Here is a 19536-nt window from a genome sequence, read left to right on the forward strand (position 1 = left end):
CGGTACCCTGGGCCTTCTGCATAATGGCCCAACTGTTTATCATGGCCGGCTGCTATGTCTGGTTTCCCCGTGACGGGAAGTGGTTGGCCAGGCGCGTATTTCCAGGAGTTGCTGCATGACCTTTTCGTTGGCCGCCAAGTTGTCGGTGTTGCTGTTGTTTATCGGCAGCACCCTGTATGTACACCTGCGCGGCAAGGCCCGTTTACCGATGTTGCGCCAGTTTGTGAACCACTCGGCGCTGTTCGCCCCCTATAACGCCTTGATGTACCTGTTCTCCGCGGTGCCGTCCAAACCTTACCTGGACCGCAGCAAGTTTCCGGAACTGGATGTGCTCAAGGACAACTGGGAAGTGATCCGCGAAGAAGCCATGCGCCTGTTCGACGAGGGTTACATCCGTGCCGCTGAAAAGAACAACGACGCCGGGTTTGGTTCGTTCTTCAAGAAGGGCTGGAAACGTTTTTACCTCAAGTGGTACGACAAACCGTTGCCGTCGGCCGAGGCGCTGTGCCCCAAAACCGTGGCACTGGTGAGCGGCATTCCCAACGTCAAGGGCGCGATGTTTGCGCTGTTGCCCGGCGGCAGCCACCTCAACCCGCACCGTGACCCGTTTGCCGGCTCGCTGCGCTATCACCTGGGGCTGTCCACGCCCAACTCCGACGCCTGCCGCATTTTCGTCGATGGCCAGGAATACGCCTGGCGCGACGGTGACGACGTGATGTTCGACGAAACCTATGTGCACTGGGTGAAGAACGAAACCGAGCACACCCGCGTGATCCTGTTCTGTGACATTGAACGCCCCTTGAGCAACCCGTTCATGACCCGCGTCAACCGTTGGGTCAGCAAGCAATTGGGTCGCGCCACGGCGCCGCAGAACCTGGACGACGAACGCGTAGGTGGCATCAACCAGGCCTATGCCTGGAGCAAGACCTTCAGCGACAAGTTCAGCGGTGTGGTCAAGCAGTGGAAGCGCAAGCACCCCAAGGCCTACCGCATTGCGCGGCCGGTGTTGGCGGTTGTGGTACTGGTGCTGCTGTGGAAATGGCTGTTCGGCTGATCCGACAGGTACAACAGGGTCAAACGGTGGGAGAGGCAAGCCCTCTCCCACACGTGTTCGCCTGTGTTCTTAAGCGGCGATCAACTGACGCAGCACATAGTGAAGGATGCCGCCGGCTTTGAAGTATTCCACTTCATTGAGCGTGTCGATCCGGCACAGCACCTCCACCTTCTCGCGGCTGCCATCCTCCCGCGTAATCACCAGCGTCAGGTTCATCCGCGGCACGATCTCAACGTCGGTCAGGCCGAGGATGTCGATTTTCTCTTCGCCGGTGAGTTTGAGCGTCTTGCGGTTCTGATCCAGCTTGAACTGCAACGGCAGCACGCCCATGCCCACCAGGTTGGAGCGGTGAATGCGCTCGAAGCTTTCGGCGATCACCGCCTTGACCCCCAGCAGGTTAGTGCCTTTGGCCGCCCAGTCGCGGCTTGAGCCGGTGCCGTACTCTTGCCCGGCGATCACCACCAGCGGCGTGCCCGACGCCTGGTATTTCATGGCCGCATCGTAAATCGCCATCTTCTCGCCCGTGGGGATATACAGCGTGTTGCCGCCTTCCTCGCCGCCGAGCATTTCATTACGGATGCGGATATTGGCGAAGGTGCCGCGCATCATCACTTCGTGGTTGCCCCGGCGTGAGCCGTAAGAGTTGAAGTCGCGCGGTTCTACGCCCTGCTCGCGCAGGTAGTGGCCGGCGGGGCTGTCGGTCTTGATATTGCCGGCAGGAGAGATGTGGTCGGTGGTCACCGAATCCCCGAGCAGCGCCAGGACGCTGGCGGCCTTGACGTCTTCGATCACCGGCAGCGGCCCGCCAATGTCGTCGAAGAACGGCGGGTGCTGGATGTAGGTGGAGTCTTTCTGCCACACATAGGTCGCGGCCTGGGGGACTTCAATGGCCTGCCACTGCTCGTCGCCGGCGAATACCTCGGCGTATTCCTTGTGGAACATGCCGGTGCTGACTTGGGCCACCGCGTCGGCAATCTCCTGGCTGCTCGGCCAGATGTCCTTGAGGTACACCGGTTTGCCGTCCTTGTCGTTACCCAACGGCTCGCTGCTGATATCGATACGCACGGTGCCGGCCAGGGCGTACGCCACCACCAGCGGCGGCGAGGCCAGCCAGTTGGTTTTCACCAAAGGGTGCACGCGGCCTTCGAAGTTACGGTTGCCGGATAGCACCGAGGCCACGGTGAGGTCGGCTTTCTGGATGGCTTTTTCAATCGGCTCAGGCAGCGGGCCGGAGTTGCCGATGCAGGTGGTGCAGCCATAACCCACAAGGTCGAAGCCGAGTGCGTCCAGGTAGTGGGTCAGGCCGGCGGCGTTGTAATAGTCGGTGACCACCTTGGAGCCGGGCGCCAGGGAGCTTTTGACCCAGGGCTTGCGGGTCAGGCCTTTTTCCACGGCTTTTTTGGCCAGCAGCCCGGCCGCCATCATCACGCTGGGGTTGGAGGTGTTGGTGCAGGAGGTGATCGCGGCGATGACCACCGCGCCGTTTTTCAGGCGATAAGTGCTGCCTTCGTACTCGTAATCCGCTTCGCCCACCAAGTCCGCGTTGCCCACCGCCACACCGCCGCCGCCTTCGCTTTCCAGGCGGCCTTCTTCTTTGTTGGTGGGTTTGAATTGCAGGTCGAGGAAGTCGCTGAAGGCTTGGCCGACGTTCGGCAGGGCCACGCGGTCCTGGGGGCGTTTCGGCCCGGCGAGGCTGGCTTCGACGCTGCCCATGTCCAGGGCCAGGCTGTCGCTGAACACCGGCTCCTGGCCGGCGTTGCGCCACAGGCCCTGGGCCTTGGTGTAGGCCTCCACCAGCTTCACGGTTTCGCTCGGGCGGCCGGACAGGCGCAGGTAGTCCAGGGTTACATCATCCACCGGAAAAAAGCCGCAGGTGGCGCCATATTCCGGGGCCATGTTGGCGATGGTGGCGCGGTCCGCCAGGGGCAGATCGGCCAGGCCGTCGCCGTAGAACTCGACGAACTTACCCACCACGCCTTTTTTGCGCAGCATTTGCGTCACGGTCAGCACCAGGTCGGTGGCGGTGATGCCTTCTTTGAGTTTGCCGGTGAGCTTGAAGCCGATCACTTGCGGGATCAGCATCGACACCGGCTGGCCAAGCATCGCCGCTTCCGCTTCGATCCCGCCCACGCCCCAGCCGAGCACGCCCAGGCCATTGATCATGGTGGTGTGGGAGTCGGTGCCCACCAGGGTGTCGGGGAACGCATAGGTGCGGCCGTCTTCGTCTTTGGTCCACACGGTGCGACCCAGGTATTCCAGGTTGACCTGGTGGCAGATGCCGGTGCCCGGCGGTACCACGCTGAAGTTGTCGAAGGCGCTCTGGCCCCAGCGCAGGAAGGCATAGCGTTCGCCGTTGCGCTGCATTTCGATGTCGACGTTTTGCTCGAAGGCGTCGGCATTGCCGAACTTGTCGACCATCACCGAGTGGTCGATCACCAGATCCACCGGCGACAGTGGGTTGATGCGCTGCGGGTCGCCCCCGGCCTTGGCCATGGCGGCGCGCATGGCGGCCAGGTCGACCACGGCGGGCACACCGGTAAAGTCTTGCATCAATACACGGGCAGGGCGGTACTGGATCTCGCGGTCGGACTGGCGCTCTTTGAGCCAGGCGGCAATGGCCTTGAGGTCGGCGCCGGTGACGGTCTTGTTGTCTTCCCAGCGCAGCAGGTTTTCCAGCAGCACCTTGAGCGACATCGGCAGCTTGTCCAGGTCGCCCAGGCTCTTGGCGGCTTCGGGCAGGCTGAAGTAGTGGTAGGTTTTGCTGTCTATTTCCAGGGTCTTAAGGGTTTTCAGGCTATCAAGCGAGGACATGACGCGACTCCTTATGGTCCGCACGGCTACGGACCTGACGGGACGAACAGAGCTTTAAAGCTAGCGCTGTTTTCATTAGCAGGCTAATAACTGGACTCTATGGGCAAGTCCAAGGTTCCGAACTCGGCTATCATGCGCGCGTTTTCATGACAGGCATTGCGATAGCGCAAGGCCGGTTGAGTCACCAGGAGAGTCGATGAACACCCTTTTTATGCACTGCCGCCCGGGTTTTGAAGGCGAAGTCTGTTCCGAGATCGCGGAACACGCCGCGCGCCTGAACGTTTCCGGCTACGCCAAGGCCAAGACCGGCAGCGCCTGCGCCGAATTTGTCTGCACCGAAGAAGACGGCGCCGCGCGCCTGATGCACGGCCAACGCTTTGCCGAGCTGATCTTCCCAAGGCAGTGGGCGCGCGGGGTGTTTATCGACCTGCCGGAAACCGACCGCATCAGCGTGATCCTCGCTCACCTGCGCGAATTCCCGGTCTGCGGCAGCCTGTGGCTGGAAATGGTCGACACCAACGACGGCAAGGAACTGTCGAACTTCTGCAAAAAATTTGAAGTGCACCTGCGCAAAGCCCTGCTCAACGCCGGCAAATTGGTCGACGATGCGAGCAAGCCGCGCCTGCTGCTGACCTTTAAGAGCGGCCGCGAAGTGTTTATGGGCCTGGCCGAGTCGAACAACTCGGCGATGTGGCCGATGGGCATCCCCCGTTTGAAGTTCCCGCGTGAAGCGCCGAGCCGCTCGACCCTGAAGCTGGAAGAGGCCTGGCACCACTTTATCCCCCGCGACCAGTGGGACGAGCGCCTGCACGGCGACATGACCGGCGTCGACCTCGGCGCCGCGCCGGGCGGGTGGACCTGGCAACTGGTCAACCGTGGCATGCTGGTGACCGCCATCGACAACGGCCCTATGGCCGAAAGCCTGATGGACACTGGCCTGGTGCAACACTTGATGGCCGACGGCTTCACGTTCGTGCCCAAGCAACCGGTGGACTGGATGGTGTGTGACATCGTCGAGAAACCGGCGCGCAACGCCGCGTTGCTGGAGACCTGGATCGGCGAGGGCCATTGCCGCGAAGCGGTGGTGAACCTGAAGCTGCCGATGAAGCAGCGTTATGCCGAAGTCAAGCGCCTGCTGGAACGCATTGAAGAGGGCTTCAAGGCACGCGGCATTCGCGTGGAGATCGGCTGCAAGCAGCTGTACCACGACCGCGAGGAAGTGACGTGCCATTTGCGTCGGTTAATCGACGTAAAGAAATCCAAAAGCCGCTGAGTTCAAATGTGGGCGCTGGCTTGCCTGCGATAGCGGTATAACTGTCCAACGCTTGCCCATCGCGGGCAAGTCGCACCGCCGCTCCCAGGAGAGCGCGTTAGTTTTAGGAGTGAAGTATGAGTCTTGACCTGCCCGTCGACGGCACCCTCGACGCCACCGGCCTCAACTGCCCGGAGCCGGTGATGATGCTGCATCAGCACATCCGTGACCTGCCCGCGGGCGGCTTGCTCAAGGTCATCGCGACCGACCCCTCGACCCGCCGCGATATCCCCAAGTTCTGCGTGTTTCTTGACCACGAACTGGTGGACCAGCAGGAACAGGCCGGCACCTTCCTGTACTGGATCCGCAAGAAAGCCGATTAAGCCTGCGCCTTGTCGGCCCGAATGCGCCAGCGTGCACTGCGCGCCAGGCGCACCAGCAACATCCCTGCCGCGCAGCTCAGGCCCACGATCAGCCCCTGCCATAACCCGCTCGGGCCGCTTGGCTCGCCGAGCCAGTCGGTCAGCCCCAGGGCATAGCCCACCGGCAGGCCCACGCCCCAGTAGGCAAACAGGGTCAGCACCATGGTCACCCGCGTGTCCTGGTAGCCGCGCAAGGCGCCGGCGGCGGTGACCTGGATCGAGTCCGAGAACTGGAACAGTGCGGAAAACACGATCAGCGTCGACGCCAGGTGGATCACCACCGGGTCGGGGGTGTAGATCGCCGCGATCTGCTCGCGCAACAACAGCATCAGGCTGCACGACAGGCAGGCGTACGCCAGGGCGGTGCCCATGCCGACGCCGGCGGCGAAGCGCGCTTGCCGGGCCTCGCCACGCCCCAGGGCCTGGCCGACACGCACGGTGACGGCCATGCTCAGCGAATAGGGGATCATGAACACCAGCGAGCTGACGTTCAGCGCGATCTGATGCCCGGATACCACCGTGGCGCCCAGACTGCCCAGCAACAGGGCAATGACCGCAAAGATGCTCGACTCGGCAAAGATCGCGATGCCGATCGGCAGGCCAATCCCCAGCACGCGCTTGATCACCGCCCATTGCGGCCAGTCAAAGCGTTTGAACAGTTCGCTGCTCTGGTAGGCCGGCCCAAAACGCGTCCAGCCGGCCATGCCGAGCATCATCACCCACATCGCAATCGCCGTGGCCCAGCCGCAGCCCACGCCGCCCATGGCCGGCAGGCCCAGGTGGCCGTAGATGAAGATGTAGTTCAGCGGAATATTGAGCGCCAATCCACACAGGCCCATGGCCATGCTGGGCAGCGTACGGCCCAGGCCTTCACTGAAACAGCGAAATACGTAGTACAGCGCAATGGCCGGCATCCCGGCGGCGATGCCGTGCAGGTAGCCCATGGTGGGGGCGATCAGGTCCGGCTCAACCTGCATTGCGTGCAGGATCGGTTCGGCGCAGAGCAGCAGCACGGCGCCGGTGATGCCAACCACCACGGCCAGCCACAAGGACTGACGTACCAGCGGCCCGATGTCAGCGTACTGCCCCGCGCCGTAGCGCTGGGCGACCTTCGGCGTGGTGGCCAGCAGGGTGCCGCTCATCAACAGGTACACCGGGATCCAGATCGAGTTGCCCAGGCCCACTGCCGCCAGGTCCTGCGGGCTGACGCGACCGGCCATCACCGCATCGACAAAGCTCATCAAGGTGGTCGCCAGTTGGCCGATCATGATCGGCAGCGCCAGCGTCATCAGGCCGCCCACTTCCCGGCTGATTCGGGCGGGGCGGGTGAGGGGGGCAGTGGCAGTGTTCACGTACGAATGTCCAATAGAGAGAGGCACAAGGACGGCGGATTCTACGCGTTGACGCAACGGTCAGGAAAAAACCTGTGTTAGCGATTTGTAAGCGACGGCCGCGATCCCTGTACACTGCCGGTCCGCCAAAGGAGCCTGCCATGCTGATTGTTGCCGACGAAAATATCCCGCTGCTCGATGCATTCTTCCAAGGTTTTGGCGAGATTCGCCGGGTGCCCGGCCGTTCGCTCGACCGCGCCACGGTCGAGCAGGCCGACGTGCTGTTGGTGCGCTCGGTGACCAACGTCAACCGTGCGTTGCTGGAAGGCACAAACGTGCGTTTCGTCGGCACCTGCACCATCGGCACCGACCACCTGGACCTGGACTACTTCAAGCAGGCCGGCATCAGTTGGGCCAGCGCCCCGGGTTGCAACGCCCGTGGTGTGGTGGACTACGTGCTGGGCAGCCTGCAGACCCTGGCCGAGATCGAAGGCGCTGACCTGACTCAGCGCACCTACGGCATCGTCGGTGCCGGTGAAGTGGGCGGGCGGTTGGTCAAGGTGCTCAAGGGGCTGGGCTGGAAGGTGCTGGTGTGCGACCCGCCCCGGCAGATCGCCGAAGACGGCGATTACGTGAGCCTGGCGCAGATCATCGAGCAGTGCGATGTGATCAGTTTGCACACGCCGTTGACCAAGTCCGGCAACGGTTCCACCTGGCATTTGTTCGACCGCCAACGCCTGGAACAGCTCAAGCCCGGCACCTGGCTGATCAACGCCAGCCGTGGCCCGGTGGTGGATAACGCCGCGCTACGCGAGGTGCTGCTGGCGCGCGACGACCTGCAGGCGGTGCTGGACGTATGGGAAGGCGAGCCCGAGGTGGATGTCGACCTCGCCGACCTGTGCGTGCTGGCCACGCCGCATATCGCCGGTTACAGCCTGGAAGGCCGCCAGCGTGGCACGGCGCAGATTTATCAGGCGTTCTGTGCGCACCTGGGGCAGCCACCGAGTATTCAGTTAAGTGATCTGCTGCCGCCGCTGTGGTTGGCTGAGGTGCACCTCAATGCCGAAACCGATCCGGTCTGGGCGTTGGCCACCTTGTGTCGCAGCGTGTACGACCCGCGCCGGGATGATGCGGATTTTCGCCGCAGCCTGGTCGGCAGCGTGGACGAGCAGCGTAAGGCCTTTGACCTGCTGCGCAAGCATTACCCCGCGCGTCGCGAGATCGAGGGTTTAAAGGTGCGGATCAATGGTGAGTCTGCCGCGCTGTCGCAGATCGTCGCAGCCCTGGGGGCAGAACTGATCTGACCGGCATAAAAAGCCCGGCCATGGCGGCCGGGACTAAAAAAGCTCTGGCGCTTCAGCCTTGCCGGGCAGGCTTGACCAATTTTTCTTCCAGCTCGCGGCACGCCTGCTGGATCATCTCTTCGGTAATCTGCACCTCGTGGCCTTGGGCGTCGATGACGGAGCAAGGCAAGTGCTGCGGTTGGCGGATTACTTCAATTTTGGCATCGCTGCTGTTTTGCAAGGTCATGGCCTGTCTCCTCATCAGGTTGTGTACCTACTTTAAAACCCCCGCGTGACCGGGCTGTGACAACTCCTTGCCAGGTCACCGGTTCGAACAGCCAGTCCACCAGAAACCGCTGCGAATTTCCAGCCGGCCGTTAGACCGATAGCCTCTAGGGGGCCGTATCGGTGGGCATAATTAACCTGACTCATTGTTATTCGCCGGAGTTCCCCCCATGTAGAGGGACAGATTCCTCTTCGGTGATGCCCGCTATGTTCTCAACCCGTCAACGCCGCGCCATTCGCCTGGCCAGCCGCTTTATCGCGCCCTACCGCTGGCAGGCGCTGGGCGCCTTGTTGGCGCTGATCGTCACCGCCGGCATCACCTTGTCCATGGGCCAGGGCATTCGCCTGCTGGTGGATCAGGGCTTCATGACCCAGTCGCCGCACTTGCTTAATCAGTCCATCGGCCTGTTCATGGTGTTGGTGTTGGGCCTGGCGGTGGGCACCTTTGCGCGCTTCTACCTGGTGTCCTGGATCGGCGAACGGGTGGTGGCAGACATTCGTCGCCAGGTGTTCAACCACCTGATCTACCTGCATCCAGGTTTCTATGAAAACAACCGCAGCTCGGAAATCCAGTCGCGGCTGACCACCGACACCACCTTGCTGCAATCGGTGATCGGCTCGTCGCTGTCGTTGTTCCTGCGCAACGCCTTGATGGTGATCGGCGGGATTGTGCTGTTGTTCGTCACCAACCCCAAACTCACCAGCATCGTGGTGGTGGCCCTGCCGTTGGTGCTGGCGCCGATCCTGATTTTTGGTCGCCGTGTGCGCAGCCTGTCGCGTCTGAGCCAGGACCGGATCGCCGATGTGGGCAGCTACGTGTCCGAGACCCTCGGCCAGATCAAGACCGTGCAGGCCTATAACCACCAGGTGCAGGACGAGCAGCGTTTTGCTGTAACTGTGGAGGAGGCGTTTGCCACCGCGCGTAAACGCATTGCGCAACGTGCCTGGCTGATCACCCTGGTGATCATGCTGGTGCTGGGTGCCGTGGGGGTAATGTTGTGGGTCGGCGGTATGGACGTTATCAGTGGGCGCATTTCCGGCGGGGAACTGGCGGCGTTTGTGTTTTACAGCCTGATCGTCGGCAGTGCCGTCGGCACCCTGAGCGAAGTGCTCGGCGAACTGCAACGCGCTGCCGGTGCGGCAGAACGGATCGGTGAGCTGTTGCAGTCGACCAACGAAATCCAGGCACCCGCCACCGATGCTGTTCGTTTGCCGGCGCGCGTCAGCGGCCGTATAGAGTTGCAGGACCTGCGCTTTTGCTATCCCTCACGCCCGGACAGTTACGCCATCGACGGTTTGAACCTGACCATTAACCCCGGTGAAACCCTGGCGCTGGTGGGGCCGTCGGGCGCGGGCAAATCGACGCTCTTTGACCTGTTACTGCGCTTTTACGACCCCCGGCAGGGGCGCATTCTGCTTGAAGGCCACCCGCTGACCGAGCTCGACCCGATGGACCTGCGCCGCCACTTCGCCCTGGTGTCCCAGAGCCCGGCGCTGTTTTTCGGCAGCGTTGAAGACAACATCCGTTATGGCAACCCGGCCGCCACCCGTGACCAGGTTGAGGCCGCCGCGCGCATTGCCCATGCCCATGACTTCATCCTGCAAATGCCCCAGGGCTACCAGACTCACCTGGGCGACGGCGGGCTCGGCCTCTCCGGCGGCCAACGTCAACGCCTGGCCATCGCCCGCGCGTTGCTGGTGGACGCCCCCATCCTGCTGCTGGACGAAGCCACCAGCGCCCTGGATGCCCAGAGCGAGCATTTGATCCAACAGGCCCTGCCGCAACTGATGCAGGGGCGCACCACCTTGGTCATCGCCCATCGCCTGGCCACAGTAAAACATGCCGATCGCATTGCCGTGATGGACCAGGGCAAGCTGGTGGCGGTGGGCACGCATCAACAGTTGATTGCAAGCAATCCACTGTACGCGCGGTTGGCAGCGTTGCAGTTCAGTGATGGGGCGCAGGACGGCGTTTAACGCCCACTTTCCCCACCATAAAAAATGCCCGCAAAATAATGCGGGCATTTGCACTCAGCTTGAAGCTTCAACCTTGTCGCTTGAAGCGGCTTGTATTACTGATCATCAAAGTAGCGCTCATGCCAATCCACCAACGGCTGTGGCGAGTTGAGCTTCTGCCCGTAGATCACCGAATAAGACAGCACGTTTTGCACGTACTGGCGGGTTTCGTCGAAGGGGATGCTTTCCACCCACACGTCGAAACTCAGATGATCGGCACCGCGCAGCCATTGGCGCACACGGCCGGGCCCGGCGTTATAGGCGGCGGAGGCGAGGACACGGTTGCCGTTGAACTGGCTGTGCACCTGGCTCAGGTACGCGGCACCGAGCTGGATGTTTTTATCCGGGTCCAGCACCTGGGCCGGGGAGGCCAGGGGGATGCTGAATTTGCGCGCTGTCTCTTTGGCGGTGCCGGGCATCAGTTGCATCAGGCCGCTGGCACCGACGCCGGAGCGGGCATCGTCCATAAAGGCGCTTTCCTGGCGGGTGATGGCAAACACCCAACTGGAATGCAGGCCGCGAACTTTGGCTTCACGTACCAGGGTGTCGCGGTGAGCCATGGGAAAGCGGATGTCCAGGTCGTCCCAGTATTGCGCCTGGCTGATGGTACGAATCGCCGGGAAATACCACTTCATGTCGTAGGCCAGCTTGGCCTGGGCCACCATTTCGTCACGATTGAAGTGGCGGCTGACGTGGTACCACTCGCGGCGGCCATCGACCACTTGACCACGGGCGTAGAACTCCAGGGCACGACGCACGCCTGGGGTGTTGCGCACCTTGTTGATCAGCGCCTGGCTCATCAGCAGCGGCTTGTTATTCAACTGATAAGGCGCCTTGGAGCGATCGGCGGCGAGGAACCCATAGAAATCCCGCTCCCGCGACAGGTTCTTATAGAGCACCAGGGCTTGCGGGTTTTTCGGCTCGGCCAGTTCCAGGCTGCGGGCCTGCCAGTAGCGCCAGCGGTTGGTGGTGGCCAGGTCTTGTGGGAGTTTGCGGGTCAACTGGTAGGCATCTTCCCAGCGCGCCAGGCGCAGCAGCAGGCGCAGGCGCCACTCGGAGACGGTGTTGTCGCGCAGTTCCGGGTCGTATTTGGTCATCACCTCAAGGGCGCGTGGGTCGAAGCGTTTGGCCAGGGTCAGCCCGATTTCGCGGGCGATCGACACTTTTTCGTCACGGGAGAAGTGCATGCTGCTGGCATAGCCGTCGAGCATAGCCATGGCCTTGTCCGGGTCCTGGCGTGCCAGGCGACGCAGGCCCAGGCCCACGGCGTCCGACATGGCCTCGGTGGCTGGCTGGAAGCGTGATGGGTCGCTGAGCATGTCGGGTTTTTGCGCCACGTCCACCATCAGGCGGCCTTGGGCGCCGAGGGTCGGCAGGGTCTTCACCAGGCTGTTGGCCAGGGCGTAGTTGCGCGCTTCGGCGGCGAGTTTGGCGCGGTCCCAGATTTTCTGTTCGGTGAGTTGGCCGTCGGCCGCCCACTGGCCGAAGGTGACATCACAGGCGGCGGGTTGGGATTTGCCGGTCATCCACAGTTTTTCGGCGGTCTTGTAGCCTTCGGCTTTCAGGTTGTGAGTGAGTTGGTATTGGCCGTGCAGGCAGTCCAGTTCGACGAAATTGAGCTTGGGGTCGTAGTACTTTTCAAAGGTCTGCCAGTCGCCGCGTTCGGCCAGCCAGCGCAACCAGCGCAGCTTCATCCAGTTGGCCTGGGGCAGGTCGCCGTTTTTGGCAAGGAACTGCTCGATCTCCTGGTTGCTCGCGGTTTTCAGGCGGGCGGTCAGTTCGTCGTAGGCGAGGTAAGGCGTGAGCGGGTAGTCGGCCAGCGCCTGGCTGTATTGCATGTACGGGCCGGTGTCGCCCTTGGCCAGGGCGCGCTTGGCTTCATCGTAATATTGACGTTGGGTGGTGAGGTCCACGGCCTGGGCGGATTGAACGGCGGTGGCGGAAAGAAGCAGACAAGATAAAAAGTTGAAAAGGCGACTGCGCATGAGACGTCCGTGCAGAGAAATCACGACTAGCACCGGCACCGCCGACACTGATTGCTCCTAGCTTAGCCTTTTGCCAGCGGCAGGCGAAAGCTTTGCCGGCCGGTTCATTCAAGTTCGCCAGAAATGTCCTACAGAACGTGTCGGCATCAAAAATGCCGGCCGCATCCGACCCTCAAGTCAGGTAGAATGCGCGCCCAGTTTTTGGAGAAGCGTATGACCCTGCTCAAATTCAGCGATGTGTCCCTTGCTTTCGGCGCTATGCCGTTGTTGGACAAGGTGTCCTGGCAGATCGCCCGTGGTGAGCGGGTGTGCATCATCGGCCGCAACGGCACCGGCAAATCCAGCATGATGAAGCTGGTCAAGGGCGACCAGAAGCCCGATGAAGGCTCCGTGTGGCGCGCGCCGGGCCTCAAGATCGGCGAATTGCCGCAAGAATTGCCGGTGGCCGACGGACGGACAGTGTTCGACGTGGTCGCCGAAGGCCTGGATGGCGTGGGTGAGTTGCTTGCGCAATACCACCACCTGGCGCAGAACTGCGTCACCGACGAAGATCTGGACAAGCTGATGCACGTCCAGCAAGACCTCGAAGCCCGTGACGGCTGGCGCTTGCAGCAACTGGTCGACAGCACCTTGAGCCGCCTGCAACTGCCGGCCGACAAGACCCTTGCCGAGTTGTCCGGTGGCTGGCGCCGTCGCGTACTGCTGGCCCAGGCGCTGGTGTCCGAGCCGGACCTGCTGCTGCTCGACGAACCCACCAACCACCTGGACATCGGCGCAATCGCCTGGCTCGAAGAAGCCCTCAAGGATTTTCAGGGCGCCGTGCTGTTCATCACGCACGACCGTTCTTTCCTGCAGAACCTGGCCACGCGCATCCTTGAACTGGACCGTGGCGGCCTGATCGACTGGAACGGCGACTACGCCAGCTTCCTGGTGCACAAGGAAGCGGCGCTGGCCGCTGAAGAAACCGCCAACGCGCTGTTCGACAAAAAACTGGCCCAGGAAGAAGTCTGGATCCGCCAGGGCATCAAGGCCCGCCGCACCCGTAACGAAGGTCGCGTACGCGCCCTGAAGGCCCTGCGTGTTGAGCGCGGCGAGCGTCGTGAGCGCACCGGCAAGGCCAATATCCAACTGGACACCGCCGACAAGTCCGGCAAGCAAGTGATGGTGCTGGAAAACGTCAGCTTCCATCACCCGGACGGTCCGTTCCTGATCAAGGACTTCTCCATGGTCCTGCAGCGCGGCGACCGTATCGGCCTGCTGGGCGCCAACGGTACCGGCAAGACCACCTTGCTCAAGCTGATGCTCAGCGGTCTGCAACCGACCAGCGGCACCGTGGAAGAAGGCACGCGCATCGACGTGGCCTACTTCGACCAGTTGCGCCACCAGTTGGACCTGGAAAAGACCGTGATCGACAACGTGGCCGAAGGCCGCGACTTTATCGATATCGACGGCCAGAGCCGCCACGTGCTGAGCTACCTGGGCGACTTCCTGTTCAGCCCGCAGCGTGCCCGGACCCCAGTCAAAGCGTTGTCCGGTGGTGAGCGCGCGCGTTTGCTGTTGGCCAAGCTGTTCAGCAAGCCGGCGAACCTGCTGGTACTCGACGAACCGACCAACGACCTCGACGTGGAAACCCTCGAGCTGCTCGAAGAAGTGCTGTTGACCTTCAACGGCACTGTGCTGATGGTCAGCCACGATCGGGCATTCCTCGATAACGTGGTGACCAGCACCCTGGTCTTCGAAGGCGAAGGCAAGGTACGCGAGTACGTCGGTGGTTATCAGGACTGGCTGCGCCAGGGCGGTTCGCCGCGTCTGCTGGGCGTGACCGAGAGCAAGTCCGGCAAAGCCGACTTGAACTCCGCAGTGGTCACCCCGGTAGCCGCTGCTGCGCCGGTGCAGGAAGCTGCACCCGCGGCCAAGAAGAAACTCAGCTACAAGCTGCAGCGCGAGCTGGAAGCCTTGCCGGGTGACATCGACGCCAAGGAACAGCAGATCGCCGCGGTAGAAGCGGAAATGGCTGACGCGGGTTTCTACCAGCGTCCTGCGGCGGAAACCGCCAAGGTCATCGCTTCGCTGGAGGCGCTGAACCAGGAACTGGAGGCGCTGGTTGAGCGTTGGGCCGAGTTGGATGCCTGATTGATCTTCGAGCCATAAAAAAGCCCGGTGCCCTTATACAGGCGCCGGGCTTTTTCATATGTCATGCGGTTCAAATGTGGCAGGGGGGCTTGTACCCCCACACCAGATATCCGTCGGTCTTACGAATTTTTTACCAGCTTCACCGCCAGCACATCACACGGCGCGCCGTGCAGCACGTCATTGGCGGTGGAACCCAGCAACAGCGCAAGGCCGTGACGGCCATGACTGCCGACCACGATCAGGTCGCAACCTTGTTCCTTGGCGAGGTGGTGGATTTCCTGGCGCGGTTGGCCGTAGGTGAGGTGGGAATTTTCCTTGCTTACTTCCGGGTATTTGAGAATCAATCGGTCAAGGCGTTCCTTGGCCTGGTCGAATTGCTGCTGCTGCAACTGGGAAAGGTCCATCGGCACGTCGCCGCCAAAGGCCATGGCCATGGGCTCGACGATGTGCACCAGTGACAGTTTGGCGCCGTTGGCGATTGCGGAGTCCCGCGCGCGCTTGATCACTGGATCGCACTCTTCGGTCAGGTCGACCGCGACCAGAATATGTTCGTAGGACATGGGGCGTTCCTCCAGGGGGACTGCAATAAGTGAAGTATGGCTGCTTTCAAGCGGATGGGGTTGCTTCAGGTCAAATCCGCTCATCTAGAAAATCGGGAGTACACATATGACGGTCTGGATAGTGGTGTCAATCCTTGCGGTGGTTCTAAGCCCCCTGGCATGGCTGCGTCCGTCGCGCCATCAGAGCGGGCGCATGGCCCTGCGCATGGAAGCACGCCGTATCGGCCTGGCCATGCAGCTGGCGCCCCAGGAGTGGCCACACTGGCTCAAGCAGGAACCGCCGAGCCCCTGCGCGCAATACTGCCGACCACGACGCGGCAGCACGCCGTCGATCTGGAGTTACTGGCAGTTGGAGCCGGGCGTGTGGGTCAACCGCTGGCGCGAAGAGTGCTCGGATGAGAAGTTGTTGCAGCATTTTGCGACGCTGCCGGCCAACGTCTACAAAGTCGAGGCCGATACGCAAATGATCGCCCTGTACTGGGGCGAGAAAGGCGAGACGCGTGATTTGCTGGCCATCGATGCGTTGCTCAAAGCCCTGGCTTGAGGGCGTTGGGCTCAATCTCAGGCAATAAAAAGCCCGACATCATCATCGGGCTGGAGTTGGCCAGGCAGGCCGGTAAATGTGTGTTGTGCGCGTCGGATGTTCATCCAGGCGCTTTACGGTTGTCGCAAGCCTAGCGGCATATCCCGATCTGTACAGTCTTTTCCCACAACTTACCCACTATTGATTTCGTGAATAACTGGATATTGATGGCCTGTGGGCCCGCGCTCAGGGTTCCTAAAATGACTGGAAAGTCGTGTTTTTCCTAGCCCTTCGGGCGATTGACAATTGTCCGGAATTGGATGAAGGTGGCGTACCCGAATCAAACGGGCGTATGAATTGAGCGTTTGTCTGTCAGACCGCTCATACAGAATCCCGACTATCGCATTGGCGGGTGTGCCTGGCAGATGGGCATGAGCATTGACGCAACTATCAATGTCCAACCAGAGGCCAGCGTCCAGTGTGTACTGTTCAGCTTCCATATCGTGGAGATCAGTTGATGATTTACGAAGGTAAAGCCATCACGGTTAAGGCTCTTGAAAGTGGCATCGTCGAATTGAAATTCGACCTCAAGGGTGAGTCCGTCAACAAGTTCAACCGTCTAACCCTGAACGAACTGCGTCAGGCCGTAGACACCATCAAAGCAGATGCTTCGGTCAAGGGCGTGATCGTTTCCAGCGGCAAGGACGTGTTTATCGTCGGCGCTGACATCACCGAATTCGTCGACAACTTCAAGCTGCCCGATGCCGAGCTGGTGGCTGGCAACCTCGAAGCCAACAAGATTTTCAGCGATTTCGAAGACCTCAACGTGCCAACCGTTGCCGCGATCAATGGCATCGCGCTGGGTGGTGGTCTGGAAATGTGCCTGGCCGCCGACTTCCGCGTCATGGCCGCCACCGCCAAAATTGGTCTGCCTGAAGTCAAACTGGGCATCTACCCAGGTTTCGGCGGCACCGTGCGCCTGCCGCGCATCATCGGTGCCGACAACGCCATCGAGTGGATTGCCTCCGGCAAGGAAAACAAAGCCGAAGACGCACTGAAAGTCGGTGCCGTCGATGCCGTGGTTGCCCCGGACAAACTGGCCGAAGCTGCACTGAACCTGATCAAGGGCGCCATCAGCGGCGAATTTGGCTACAAGGCCAAGCGTCAGCCGAAGCTGGAAAAACTCAAGCTCAACGCCATCGAACAAATGATGTCGTTCGAAACCGCCAAAGGTTTCGTGGCTGGCCAGGCCGGCCCGAACTACCCGGCGCCGGTTGAAGCGATCAAGACCATCCAGAAGGCCGCGAACTTCGGTCGCGACAAAGCCCTGGAAGTGGAAGCGGCCGGCTTCGTCAAACTGGCGAAAACCTCGGCTGCCCAAAGCTTGATCGGCTTGTTCCTGAACGATCAGGAACTGAAGAAAAAGGCCAAGGCCTACGACGAAATCGCCAAGGACGTGAAACAGGCTGCCGTACTCGGCGCCGGTATCATGGGCGGCGGTATTGCCTACCAGTCGGCGTCCAAAGGCACGCCGATCCTGATGAAAGACATCAACGAGCACGGTATCGAGCAAGGCCTGGCGGAAGCTGCCAAATTGCTGGTGGGCCGCGTTGATAAAGGTCGCATGACCGCTGCGAAAATGGCTGAAGTGCTTAACGGCATTCGTCCTACGCTGTCCTACGGCGATTTCGGCCACGTCGACCTGGTGGTCGAAGCGGTTGTCGAGAATCCGAAGGTCAAGCAGGCGGTACTGGCCGAAGTTGAAGCCCAGGTCAAAGACGACACCATTCTGGCGTCGAACACTTCGACCATTTCCATCTCGCTGTTGGCCAAGGCCCTCAAGCGTCCGGAAAACTTCGTGGGCATGCACTTCTTCAACCCGGTGCACATGATGCCGCTGGTGGAAGTCATCCGTGGCGAGAAGTCCAGCGAGCTGGCCGTTGCCACCACCGTGGCGTACGCCAAAAAAATGGGCAAGAACCCGATCGTGGTCAACGACTGCCCGGGCTTCCTGGTCAACCGCGTACTGTTCCCGTACTTCGGCGGTTTCGCCAAGCTGGTCAGCGCCGGCGTGGACTTTGTGCGCATCGACAAAGTCATGGAAAAATTCGGCTGGCCCATGGGCCCGGCGTACCTGATGGACGTGGTCGGCATCGACACCGGTCACCACGGTCGTGACGTCATGGCTGAAGGCTTCCCGGACCGCATGAAGGACGACCGTCGTTCGGCTGTCGACGCCCTTTACGAAGCCAAGCGCCTGGGCCAGAAGAACGGCAAAGGGTTCTACGCCTACGAGACCGACAAGAAGGGCAAGCAGAAGAAAGTTGCCGACCCATCGGTGCACGAAGTGCTCGCGCCTGTCATCTACGAACAGCGTGAGGTGTCCGACGAGGACATCATCAACTGGATGATGATCGCCCTGTGCCTGGAAACCGTGCGTTGCCTGGAAGACGGTATCGTTGAAACCGCCGCCGAAGCCGATATGGGCCTGGTGTACGGTATTGGTTTCCCTCCATTCCGTGGCGGTGCGCTGCGTTACATCGACTCGATCGGTGTGGCCGAATTCGTTGCCCTGGCTGATCAATACGCTGATTTGGGCCCGCTGTACCACCCGACCGCGAAGCTGCGTGAAATGGCCAGGAATGGCCAAAGCTTCTTCGGTTAAGCGCCCAAACGACTAGAGCGAGAATATTTATGAGCTTGAATCCAAGAGACGTGGTGATTGTCGACTTCGGTCGCACGCCGATGGGCCGCTCCAAGGGCGGCATGCACCGCAACACCCGCGCTGAAGATATGTCGGCGCACCTGATCAGCAAGTTGCTGGAGCGCAACGTCAAGGTCGACCCTAATGAAGTCGAGGACGTGATCTGGGGCTGCGTCAACCAGACCCTGGAGCAGGGCTGGAACATCGCACGCATGGCTTCCCTGATGACCCAGATCCCGCACACTGCGGCTGGGCAGACCGTGAGCCGTTTGTGCGGTTCGTCCATGAGCGCGCTGCACACCGCCGCCCAGGCCATCATGACCGGCAACGGCGATGTGTTCGTGGTCGGCGGCGTGGAGCACATGGGCCACGTCAGCATGATGCACGGTGTCGATCCTAACCCGCACATGTCGCTCTACGCGGCGAAAGCTTCGGGCATGATGGGTTTGACTGCGGAAATGCTCGGCAAGATGCACGGCATCACCCGCGAAGCCCAGGATGCGTTCGGCCTGCGCTCCCACCAGCTCGCCCACAAAGCGACCGTGGAAGGCAAGTTCAAGGATGAGATCATCCCGATGAACGGCTACGACGAGAACGGTTTCCTGAAGTTGTTCGACTATGACGAGACCATTCGTCCGGACACCACCCTGGAAAGCCTCGCGGCGCTCAAGCCGGCATTCAACCCGAAAGGCGGCACCGTGACGGCCGGCACTTCGTCGCAAATCACCGACGGTGCTTCGTGCATGATCGTGATGTCGGCGCAGCGTGCCCAGGACCTGGGTATCCAGCCGCTGGCGGTGATTCGCTCGATGGCGGTGGCGGGTGTGGACCCTGCGATCATGGGCTATGGTCCAGTACCAGCGACACAAAAAGCCTTGAAGCGTGCGGGCCTTTCCATCGCCGATATCGACTTCTTTGAGCTCAACGAAGCTTTCGCCGCACAGGCCCTGCCAGTGCTGAAAGATTTGAAAGTGCTCGACAAGATGAACGAGAAGGTTAACCTGCACGGCGGTGCGATTGCCCTGGGCCACCCATTCGGTTGCTCCGGTGCACGTATCTCCGGCACTTTGCTCAATGTGATGAAGCAAAATGGCGGCAACCTCGGGGTAGCCACCATGTGCATTGGTCTTGGCCAAGGCATTTCCACCGTCTTCGAACGCGTCTAAGCGTTGGGTTG

At 61.3% G+C, this 19536-nt stretch carries 14 protein-coding genes; 9 read left to right on the forward strand and 5 right to left on the reverse strand.

Annotated elements, in window-relative coordinates:
* The first annotated feature begins 115 nt into the window (after positions 1-115).
* The gene (locus PSH59_RS07735; protein ID WP_248076655.1) at positions 116-1054 is read left to right on the forward strand and encodes an aspartyl/asparaginyl beta-hydroxylase domain-containing protein; all 939 of its coding nucleotides are present in this window, start codon (positions 116-118) and stop codon (positions 1052-1054) included.
* A gap of 69 nt (positions 1055-1123) precedes the next feature.
* Here PSH59_RS07735 and acnA read toward each other — a convergent pair whose 3' ends face one another.
* Positions 1124-3865 carry an aconitate hydratase AcnA gene (gene acnA / locus PSH59_RS07740; protein WP_305394721.1) on the reverse strand — a complete coding sequence of 914 codons (2742 nt, stop codon included), beginning with the start codon at positions 3863-3865 and terminating at the stop codon, positions 1124-1126.
* Between the two features lie 196 nt (positions 3866-4061).
* On the opposite strand from acnA, the gene rlmM reads away from it, so the two are divergent.
* The gene (rlmM, locus tag PSH59_RS07745) at positions 4062-5138 is read left to right on the forward strand and encodes a 23S rRNA (cytidine(2498)-2'-O)-methyltransferase RlmM (protein WP_248076651.1); all 1077 of its coding nucleotides are present in this window, start codon (positions 4062-4064) and stop codon (positions 5136-5138) included.
* A gap of 116 nt (positions 5139-5254) precedes the next feature.
* Entirely contained in the window at positions 5255-5500 is a 246-nt protein-coding gene (gene tusA, locus PSH59_RS07750; RefSeq protein ID WP_248076649.1) for a sulfurtransferase TusA, read from the forward strand.
* Here the strand turns inward: tusA and PSH59_RS07755 are convergent.
* Positions 5497-6891, reverse strand: a complete 1395-nt coding sequence (locus tag PSH59_RS07755) for an MATE family efflux transporter (RefSeq protein WP_305394722.1) — start codon at positions 6889-6891, stop codon at positions 5497-5499. The genes tusA and PSH59_RS07755 overlap by 4 nt on opposite strands.
* Positions 6892-7031: 140 nt before the next feature.
* Here PSH59_RS07755 and pdxB point away from each other — a divergent pair, with 140 nt between their 5' ends.
* Positions 7032-8174, forward strand: coding sequence for a 4-phosphoerythronate dehydrogenase PdxB (pdxB, locus tag PSH59_RS07760; protein ID WP_248076645.1), 1143 nt, complete (start codon positions 7032-7034; stop codon positions 8172-8174).
* A gap of 52 nt (positions 8175-8226) precedes the next feature.
* Here the strand turns inward: pdxB and PSH59_RS07765 are convergent, their stop codons facing one another.
* Positions 8227-8400: a PA1571 family protein gene (locus PSH59_RS07765; RefSeq protein ID WP_248076642.1), complete on the reverse strand. Its 174-nt coding sequence runs from the start codon at positions 8398-8400 to the stop codon at positions 8227-8229.
* Positions 8401-8636: 236 nt separating this feature from the next.
* Between PSH59_RS07765 and PSH59_RS07770 the strand changes: the two genes are divergently transcribed.
* The gene (locus PSH59_RS07770; protein WP_248076639.1) at positions 8637-10415 is read left to right on the forward strand and encodes an ABC transporter transmembrane domain-containing protein; all 1779 of its coding nucleotides are present in this window, start codon (positions 8637-8639) and stop codon (positions 10413-10415) included.
* A gap of 95 nt (positions 10416-10510) precedes the next feature.
* On the opposite strand, the gene PSH59_RS07775 is transcribed toward PSH59_RS07770, so the two are convergent.
* Positions 10511-12439, reverse strand: a complete 1929-nt coding sequence (locus PSH59_RS07775) for a transglycosylase SLT domain-containing protein (RefSeq protein ID WP_248076636.1) — start codon at positions 12437-12439, stop codon at positions 10511-10513.
* Between the two features lie 213 nt (positions 12440-12652).
* On the opposite strand from PSH59_RS07775, the gene PSH59_RS07780 reads away from it, so the two are divergent.
* A complete protein-coding gene (locus PSH59_RS07780; RefSeq protein ID WP_305394723.1) occupies positions 12653-14572 on the forward strand; it encodes an ATP-binding cassette domain-containing protein in 1920 nt (639 codons plus the stop codon).
* Between the two features lie 119 nt (positions 14573-14691).
* On the opposite strand, the gene PSH59_RS07785 is transcribed toward PSH59_RS07780, so the two are convergent.
* Positions 14692-15132, reverse strand: coding sequence for a universal stress protein (locus PSH59_RS07785; RefSeq protein WP_248076631.1), 441 nt, complete (start codon positions 15130-15132; stop codon positions 14692-14694).
* A gap of 106 nt (positions 15133-15238) precedes the next feature.
* Here PSH59_RS07785 and PSH59_RS07790 point away from each other — a divergent pair, with 106 nt between their 5' ends.
* From PSH59_RS07790 to fadA, 3 genes are all read left to right on the forward strand, one after another.
* Complete coding sequence (locus PSH59_RS07790) at positions 15239-15676, forward strand: hypothetical protein (RefSeq protein ID WP_248076629.1); 438 nt, start codon at positions 15239-15241, stop codon at positions 15674-15676.
* Between the two features lie 496 nt (positions 15677-16172).
* Positions 16173-18320, forward strand: a complete 2148-nt coding sequence (fadB, locus tag PSH59_RS07795) for a fatty acid oxidation complex subunit alpha FadB (RefSeq protein WP_305394724.1) — start codon at positions 16173-16175, stop codon at positions 18318-18320.
* A gap of 29 nt (positions 18321-18349) precedes the next feature.
* Positions 18350-19525: an acetyl-CoA C-acyltransferase FadA gene (gene fadA / locus PSH59_RS07800; RefSeq protein ID WP_248076625.1), complete on the forward strand. Its 1176-nt coding sequence runs from the start codon at positions 18350-18352 to the stop codon at positions 19523-19525.
* The last annotated feature ends 11 nt before the right edge of the window (positions 19526-19536 follow it).

It is taken from the genome of Pseudomonas sp. FP2309 (assembly GCF_030687575.1).
In the GTDB taxonomy this organism is placed as follows: Bacteria; Pseudomonadota; Gammaproteobacteria; order Pseudomonadales; family Pseudomonadaceae; genus Aquipseudomonas.